The organism is Intrasporangium sp. (assembly GCF_030452765.1).
Lineage (GTDB): Bacteria > Actinomycetota > Actinomycetes > Actinomycetales > Dermatophilaceae > Intrasporangium_A.
Map to the genome: position 1 here is coordinate 21,078 of NZ_JAKDLO010000035.1, position 9,069 is coordinate 30,146.

General features: G+C 70.3%; 3 protein-coding genes. All 3 read left to right on the forward strand.

Annotated features, from left to right (window positions below; genetic code table 11):
* Positions 1–26 precede the first annotated feature (26 nt).
* The 3 genes from L0H79_RS06560 to L0H79_RS06570 all read left to right on the forward strand — a co-directional run bounded on the left by L0H79_RS06560 (position 27) and on the right by L0H79_RS06570 (position 8,688).
* The gene (locus L0H79_RS06560) at positions 27–2,066 is read left to right on the forward strand and encodes a hypothetical protein (RefSeq protein WP_301483775.1); all 2,040 of its coding nucleotides are present in this window, start codon (positions 27–29) and stop codon (positions 2,064–2,066) included.
* Positions 2,063–7,897: a DUF4157 domain-containing protein gene (locus L0H79_RS06565; protein ID WP_301483776.1), complete on the forward strand. Its 5,835-nt coding sequence runs from the start codon at positions 2,063–2,065 to the stop codon at positions 7,895–7,897. The genes L0H79_RS06560 and L0H79_RS06565 overlap by 4 nt, the downstream gene beginning before the upstream one ends.
* A gap of 410 nt (positions 7,898–8,307) precedes the next feature.
* Positions 8,308–8,688, forward strand: a complete 381-nt coding sequence (locus L0H79_RS06570) for a hypothetical protein (protein ID WP_301483777.1) — start codon at positions 8,308–8,310, stop codon at positions 8,686–8,688.
* The last annotated feature ends 381 nt before the right edge of the window (positions 8,689–9,069 follow it).

Below are 9,069 nucleotides of genomic sequence, written 5' to 3' on the forward strand. Positions count from 1 at the left end.
GAGGAACTCCAAGACGAGGTGACGTGATGAGCCCGACTCCGATAACCCGCACGCAGTACTTCAACGTGGCGACGGGAACCGTCCGCACCGGCAGCACGAGCCACGGCGAGAGCCTCACCGACCTCGAGAGCGGCCTGCTCCCGCTCGCCCGCGCGACGGCCGCCAGCCTGCACGCCTGGGGCGTGGCCGACGGGTTGAGCGTCACGGCCACGACAGGCCAGCCTGGAGTCACCGTCAGGCCGGGGGCGGCGCTGGACTCGCTGGGCCGACTCGTCGCACTCGTCCCGGGCGGAGTTGCAATCATCGATCCGGCCGCTGATCCAGCGCAGGTCGTGAACATCGCCACCGTGCCGGTCGGAGACAGCGGGGTCATCGTGGCCACCGACGGCCTCGGCCCAGCGACGGTGCTGCTCACGGCCACGTTCCGCGAGGTTCAGGACCAAGGGCAGGCCGGGGCCCCGCCGGTGCTCCTGCACGCGCCGTGGATGCGGTTGCGGACCGAAGCATCGGTACCAGACGACGGTGGCGAGGTGGTCCTGGCCCGCGTCACGCTGGACGCCGGGAACGCGGTAACGGCGCTGGATGCCGCCCGACGCCGCCTCGCCGGGCTGCCGACAGCCCGGCTCGAGCTCCGCCATGCCGTTTCGACGGGGGGTGTTTCCCCGTCGGTGGAACAGCGGACCGCGGCCGTGCTCGAGGCCCCGGACGCCGGAGGCGTCTCGCTCACCGGCACCACGGGCGGTTTGGAGGTGTCGCTGCTCAGTTTCGACACCACGCTCGACGCCGCTTCGCTGCTGCCTGCGGGCGGCCGCCTCACCATCGGTATCACGGGCCCGCCGAGAAGCGTGCTTCACGTCGAGGGCGACGAGGGCGTGCACAGCGGGGGCACCGGCGGCGGGTTCTCCTTCGCGGACCGTGCCGTCGGCGGGTTCGTCGATGCGCCCACCGCGGGTGAGCGCTGGCTCTGGTACGCCAGCGGTGGGGTCGCGCGGCTGTGGTCCGGGCGTGACCTGCTCACCATCGGAGACACGGGCGAGGGCCTCGGGCTCGACGTCGCACGTCGGATGCGGGTCCGTCAGGGTGGCGACGCCTCGGCCGGGCTCTGGTTCTTCCAGGACGACACGGCGTCCGACCGGGCCTTCGTCGGGATGGCGAACGACAGCCAGGTCGGTTTCTACGGGGTCGGGGTGGGTTGGGGCCTCACAATGGACGTGACCTCCGGAGCGCTCCGATTCGCCGGCGACTTCGGTCAGCCGGACGCACCGTCGACGGTCTCGTTGTTCGGCTCGCGCATCGGAGACGTCGGCGGCGGTACGCTCTTCCTGCGGTCCGGGGGCGGCACGGTCGCCTTCGACGGTGGCGACAGTGTGCGGATCGGCAACGCGACCGCTGGAGGCAACCTCTCAGTAGAGAACACCGGGACGGCCATCAACGCGACCAACAGCCACGACGGCTTCTTCGCCTCCGCGATCTCCGCGAACGGCATGATCGGTGTGCTTTCTCAAGGCCGCACGACGGGAGTCTGGGCCGCTGGGAAGAACACCGGCATCGTCGGCGCAGGCCCGACCGCCGGCCAGTTCTTCGGGGACGTCTCCATCACGGGGACGCTGAGCAAGGGGGGCGGCGGCTTCCGGATCGACCACCCGCTGGACCCGGAGAACAGGTACCTCTCGCACTCGTTCGTCGAGTCACCGGAGATGCTCAACGTCTACCGCGGCACGGTCACCACGGACGACTCCGGCGAGGCCCCGGTCCCTCTGCCCGACTACGTGGAGGCGCTCAACGAGCACTTCACCTACCACCTCACGGTGCTCGGTGAGCTCGGGGTCGCGACGGTCACCCAGCCCGTGCAGGAGAACGGCTTCCGGATCCGGTCGGACCGGCCGGGAGCCGAGGTCTGCTGGCTGCTGCTAGGCGTTCGTCGCGACCCGTGGGCCACCGCGCACCGGATCCCGGTGGAGGAGGACAAGGACGACGACGTCCGTGGCCGCTACCTGCACCCGGACGTCCACGGCGGCGGCCCGCAGCTGTTCGAGCACCCGGAGCACGAGAACTTCCTGCAGTGAGCGACCACGCGCAACAGGTCTCCAAGGCCGCTCCGACCAGAGCCCCGGCCGCTCGCGTCGCGACGACCGAACCGCTCCAAGACGAGTTCGCCGACCTAAGCGACCTGCGACCGCGGCTGGGCAACCGGGCCACCGCGGCCCTGGTCGCGTCGGCTCTCACCGAGGGTGGGCAGCCGCTGGGTCCGTCGTTGCGGGCGGAGATGGAGCGGCGGTTCGCGCACGACTTCGTAGGCGTGCGGATTCACACCGGCAACCTCGCGGCCGAGTCCGCCAGCGCGGTTCAGGCTCTGGCGTACACGGTGGGGCACGACATCATCTTCGGGGCCGGTCAGGATCCCGATTCCTCGTCAGGGCGAGACGTGCTGATGCACGAGCTCGGCCACGTCGTCGAGCACGGCCCTGCGCCGTTGCCGCGGGGAGGTTCCCTCATCGTCGGCCCCGTTCGCGACCGGGCTGAGCGAGAGGCCGACCAACTGGCTGGTGCGGCGCGGCGAGCAGGAGAGGCGGGCCCGGGCAGGGTCGGAACCGAAGCGTCCGGCGGTGGACGTCGCGATGGGCAGGGGCCGCCGATGGGGGACGCCAGGGTAGTGCGGCGGCAGCCCTCGCAGCATCAACCGAAATCCCACGTGCCGGTCATCCCGACCCCCCCCGAGTCGGGGGTGGTGCACGACGTGACCGACTTCTTGGGGCGGAGCTTCACGATCGCAGCCGCACGCGCGGGTGTCGTTGTGATCAGCGGCCGGACGATGCGCCTCTACCGGAACGAGCAGCGCCAGGCGACGATCCGGCTGGCGGCGAACTCCTACCCTCTCAGCCCGGGCTACTACGGGCCTGGGCGGCCCAACCCCGACGGTACGCGCGCCGTGGAGCAGCTCTTCCAGGGCGATCACCAGGACTGGCTGCCCATCAGCCGTACTGACCTCGACCCGGTGCTCAGCAGCCGCATCGACCTGCCCGTCCCCACAGACGAGGCGGCCTACAAGAGATTCCGGGACTCCGTCGACATGCCGCTCGTCTGGGCGGTCCTCCAGCTTCCGCGAGTTGGCTCCGGCGAGAACAGCGGCGGCGGGGGGGGCGGGGCGAATGAGGAGACCGAACCGCTCCCGGCCTGGGCGACCCGGATCAACACGCTCGTGCAGGCTCGGCTGAACAGCGAGCACCTCCGGCTGGCCACACTGGCTAAGGACACGATCGGTGACCTGCGGCCCGAGACGCTGCGCCGGATGTGGGCCGCGGAGGGTGTGCCGAAGCGGCTCGCGCTTGGCCGCACGGACACCACGCCGGCTGAGCAGGTCACGGTCGAGCGGATGAAGGACTCGGGCACGGCGGAGGCCTCGGCCGCCGTCCGGCTGAATGAGCACGATGAGGCTGACGTCGTCTGGGAGCGCATCCTCACGGCCGGCCGATCGCTCTACGCCGGCGCGGAGCAAGCCGGCGCAGCCACAGCACCGGAGCCGGACCCCATCGGCGTGCCGGGCGAAGACAAGGTCGACCCGGATGCCGTACCCCCGAACCAGAAGCCCTACCCGTCGTCGATTCGCTACTACGGACCTGCCCTCGGCGTCACCGGCGTCCCGTTGCACTTCACGATGAGCCTCGACTGGAGCATCGAGGGCGAGTTCGCCGTTTTCGGGCCGATGGCGCTTCGCGGCTATGCGTGGCGCTTCGTCCGCATCCAGGACACCGCCGGGACAGCGGTCGACGAGGCGGCTCGGCGAGCACGTCGCCGGGAGGCGGGGGCGGCTACCCTGCAGAAGGGGTTCGGGGACATCGGCGAGGACCTCGGATCCTCGTCCGCGGCCGAGCTGCTGGCGGCCCACGACTTGGCGGCGGTGGACGCGGTGGTCCGCGGCGCGGGCACTCTGATCCGCAGCTTCGTCGCCCTCGCCAGTCAGCCAAACAACGAGCAGGTCATCCGGTTCGACCGATCAGGTGTTTACCTGGTCACCTGCGTGAGCTCCCACGGCCCGGTGTACGCCACGGAGGACAACCCCACTCCATTCGTCCGGGCGCCCAGCGTCGCCGCGTACACCTTGCGAGTCCAGTCGCCGCAGGAGCTGGCCCGCAGCATGGTTGCCCCGACGCAGCTGGAGGCTGCTCGGGCGTCGCTCGTCGAGCTCGCCGGCAAGGCCCAGCAGGCCCCCTCGGACCAGCAGGCCGACGCGCAGCAGGCGGTCCGGGACCAGCAGGCCCAGGTGGACCGGCTCGTCGCAGTCGAGCGCTCCAGTCTGCCGGAGTTGCTGCGGACGCAGGTTGCGGCCACCCGGCAGCAGATCGAGCTGGTTCGCCGGCTGACTCAGCTGGAATCCACGGGAACGCCCCCGAACACGTGGACCGACTTCGAGGCGCGCGTCCTGCTGGTGGAGCTGAAGATGAAGCACCTCACCGTAAAGGGGGAGCTTGCGAGGCTTCAGGCCGCGGTCACCCAGATGGAGGTCCAGCAGCGGACCCTGGGGGAGGTCAGCGACCTCAAGGATGCCGGCTACCACCCGCAGGTCGCTTTCGTCCCGGACGCCGACGGGCGAGTGCTGCCCGTCGTCATGCAGCTGGCGGAACGGTCCGACAGCACCGTCGCGCACCAGCACTGGGTGCTCGTCGACGTGTCGGTGAGCGGCCACCGCGACCTGTACGAGGGCGGCAGCAGCAGCCGTGGGGCGGTAGGCAGGGCCGAGGCGATCGCTCGCGCGTTCGAGGACTTCGCCGGCAAGGTCCCCTACGGGCGGGGCGAGATCGGGATCCGGCTCCCGGATGTCCTCCTGGAGCAGCTGGAAGGCAACACGGTTCCGACCAGGCTGCGGGCGCACCCTGGAGTCACCGAGCGGTTCTGGCAACGGCTGGAGAGCCTTGCGACCGCGGCTGCGATCGCCGGCCTCGTCGTGACCGGGCCGGCGGCAGTCGCGCTGGGGGTTGTCGGCGGCGTGGCCGGTGGGGCGGTCGCCTCGCACCGGATGTACCGACGGTACGAGGGTGGCTACCTGGAGCTGGACCTGACGACGACGATGGACGTGTTCGCGATCGTCGGGGCTGCTGCCTCGATCGCGGGTCCGATCGCAGGGGCTGTGCCGGCGTCGTCCAAGTTCGTCCGGACGGCGGGCTGGGTGGAGCGCGGCGTAGAGATCTACGGCTACGTCCAGCTGGGGACGTCGATCATCATGGTGCCCGTCAGCTACGTGCAGCGACTGAAGGCGATCCCTGCGGGCGCCTCACCCGGCGAGCGGGCGGCGCTGGCCGCCGAGGCGTTCCTCGATGCGGCGAACCAGTCGCTGCAGCTCGCCGTTAACGCGGCGCAGATGATCCGGCACGCGTCGACCCCCCGGGAGGGTAGGGGGTCGGGGGAGCCCGACCTTCCCCCGGCCCGGGAGACTCCCGCCGTCGAGGCTGGTCCGGGTGAATCGCATTCACCCGTCGAGCAGCGCAGACCCACCGAGGAGCGCAGGTCTGCGCAGGAGCGCAGACCCACTGAGGACGCGAGGACCGGCGAGCCCGCCAAGGCCGCCGACACTCCGGCGTCGTCGGCCCACGACGGCCTGGAGCAGGTCGCGATCGAGCACGGAATGGTGATCATGGCCCCCGAGGGCCGCAGCCTGTCCCGTCGGTATGCCACCGACCTGTTCGGCAACGCAGTTGGGTCCACGCCGTTCGCTGAGGTCGCCCTCTTGCGCAACGTGGAGAGTGGCGACTTCCTCGTCGTCATCGGGGACGAGGCGGCGGTGCAGCTCGGGGAGTCCAACCCCGACTGGCACGAGATCCTGCCCGAACGGGCCCGCACCGGACGCTGGGTCCTGGAGGAACACAGCCATGCCGCCGATCATCTGACCCGGCAGACGCCCAACCGCGGCCGGTGGCCCAGCGGACCCGACGGCGACTTCCTTGTCGTCGTAGCCGAAGCCCGGCGCACAGGCCGAGCGGCGCACGGCAGGATCCGGGTATACAGCGCAGGTGGCCAGCAGGTGACCGAGTACGCCTATCACCCCGGGACCGCGCGGCCATATGAGGTGGCCATTGCCCTACCCGGTGGCAAGAGGTATCAGAAGCGGTACGCCACGATCGAGGACTATCTGGCGGACTTCTCCGCGAAGACCGGAGAGCCCGTCCCGCAGATCCCCGACGACTTCCCCGGCGCCCGCCGAACGCAACTCGCCCTACCGGCAGCTGCACCGGGGTCCACGCCGCCCACCGCCCCAGGTGGCGCCGGGGCCCCCCGACCCGTCGGGCCCGGTCAGGACGTGCCGTCGCCAGCCCGCGTCCCCGGGCCTCGTGCAGGCGAGGCGCCGCCCGTCCGCAACCGGCGTCAGGAGCTCACTGCCCGCGAACAAGCCGCTCGGGAAGCGGCCGAGACCGGCGACCCGGCCCGGATCGCCGAGGCCAACGAGCGGCTGCTCGACTTCGACCGGGAGCTGCGGGCGGGCCTGGAGGACACCGACTTCAGCGCCCAGCATGCAGCCATGATGGCCGACGCAGGGCTGGACGTCGCGCAGATGCGGGCGCTGCGTGCGTTCGCCGGGAAGCGTGCCAACGCCGTGGTCGCCCGCACCACCTTGGGGACGTTGCGTGACGTCGCGGAGTTCGCCGCCCGGATCGAACCGCTGTTGGGCGAACCCACGACTCAGGCCGCGCTGGCGCACCTGCAGGAGGCCGGCACGACGAACCCGAAGACCATCGCCGAGAATCTGCGCGACGTTCCGGCTGAACAGCTGCCCGCGCTCCTACGGGTGCTCGCGGATCCCTTGCTGCAACTGCGGGGACTGCAGAAGCAGCACTGGAAGTTGCTGAGCAATCCCCAGGTCGTGGCGCTCCTCGACACCTATGGCTCGGCCATCTGGCGTGGGTTGTACAAGTCCGAACTGGGTGGGCGCAGCCACACCGTGCTCGAGCGCCTCGCCGCACGCGTGGCAGAGGCCCCGGCCGAGGCTGAGGCCCTCGTCAACGCGGTGATGACGGCCCGGACGACGCGGGCGCAGGAACGGGTGCTGGACATCCCGGCCCCACCCAGAGCGCCGCGGCAACAACGCGGCCTCGAGATCAAGGCGGCCCGCGACGACGCCCTGTGGGAGGGCTACCTCACGGACGCCCGGACGTTCGTCGACACCCATCATGAGTGGCGCGACTGGGCCACCACCCGTGGCGAGAACCCTCCGACTCGAGGTGAGCTGATCGAACGTGTCGCGACCATCAGCCAGATCCGGTCCCTGGCACGACGAGGGCAGTACAGCCACCTGACACGCGAGCAACGCCTCATGCTCCTAGACGACTACATCCGCTTCACACGGGATACCGGATTCACCGGTGACTTCATAGGACCGGGAAACCAGGCTTCCGGCGCGCTGAGCGAAGCCTTGTTCCTGCCGCCCGGGGCCCGGCGTGGCGTCCGGTTGCCCCACACGCCGCTGGACCCGTCGATCCCGATCGACCCTGCCAAACGACTCGAGACCACCCTGCCGGACTACGAGCTGCCGTCAGCGGACCGGGTGGTCGCGGGCGTACGCAACTTCGTGGAGCAGAAGTCCAACCGCCTCTCGACGGAGAGGGGTACGGATGTCGACGCCGGCGATGTCAATCTCGCTAAGCGGCACCTGACTGACGCGAAGAAGGACCAGCCGGGGATTGCCGCCGCAGCGGCGGAGACGCTGCCGGGTTTCGAGGCGCCGGCCGGTGGCGCGGTGCACCTCATCGAGTACGTCCGAACCCCCAGCACGGCCACCCGTGAGGCGATGTACGACGTCCTGCTCGGCCCCGACTCCCCGTTGACAGCGGTCAAGTTCGGCGACCTACCATGGATGACCCGCGCTGAGTGGACTGCGCAACGCGGCCTTCCCACCGCCGCTCGCTGACGCGGCGGGAAGGCGCTCAGGGCGAGAAGAGGGCGTCGAGCAGGGCGACCTCGTCGTCGCTGCAGGGGTCGTCGGGTCCGCTCCACCAGGCGCACCTTCTCGCACGCGGCGGGGCTGGGCTGGCGTCCATGGTGGTGGGCTCGTTCGCGCTTTTGGTGCCGACTGTTTCGTCCACAGGCCGCTGAGCACTCTGGCGTTGGTCCTACGAGCGGTGCTGCCCGGGTCGCTAGCCAAGCTCGGATAGTCACGGTGTAGGGCGGGTACGCCAGTTGGACCGCGGTCTCGAGTGCGATCAAGGCCGCAGCGAGCAACGGCGCCCGGGCGGGTGGGCCTGATGTGAACGCGCAGATCGTCAGTGCCCGGGTGGACCGGTTCTTGTCCCGGGTGTTTGCTGACGGTGAGGAGTCGGGGTGGCTGCTGAAGGGGGGCACGAGCATGCTGGCCGGGGTCCCGCGCACCAGGCCACGAAAGACGTGGACCTCGCTGCTGGCGGTGGGTCGCTGGATGACGCCATCGCTGATCTGCAGCGGCGGGTCGAACGTGATCTCGGCGATCATCTGGGTTTCGAGCTGACCAGCAGCCGGGTGACCGGCGGCGGAGGCAACCAGCTCGGGGTGCAAACACGGCGCGTGGTATTCACCTGCCGCGACCAGGGCACGGGGCGCGAGATCGGTGACGGCCCGGTCGGCGTCGTGGTGGGCGATGCGCCCGTCGGGGAGGTGGAGACCCGGGAGCCGGTCAACCGGCTTCAGCTGCCGCGGCCGCTACGGACCCACTACCAAGGGCGCTGACCTCACCGCTGGCGGTGAGCCCGTCAGCGAACAAGCCTCCCTTGATATCGGTCTGGTCGAGGCCTAGGGCTGTCCTCATGGGGTTGATGAGGTGGGCGCCGGGGGAGGCCTCCGGGAAACCCCGCCTGTCACCGCGGATGGCCCGGGTTGTGCGGGTGTGCGGCCGGGGCCGTCGTGTCCGCCCCGCCTCACCGCAGGTATGACGTACCTCTTTGGTGGGTGGGAAGTCCTATTCGGTGTGACCAATAACGTGATGGCAGCCGCAGTGGGTGGGGTTAGTCTGAGGGTTTTCGACACGACCGAGCATCGCGAGTGCGGTGGCCTGTCGGAACCTGTCAAGTCGGTTGAGACAGCGGGGGGTTACGCGCTCTGTATGAGCGC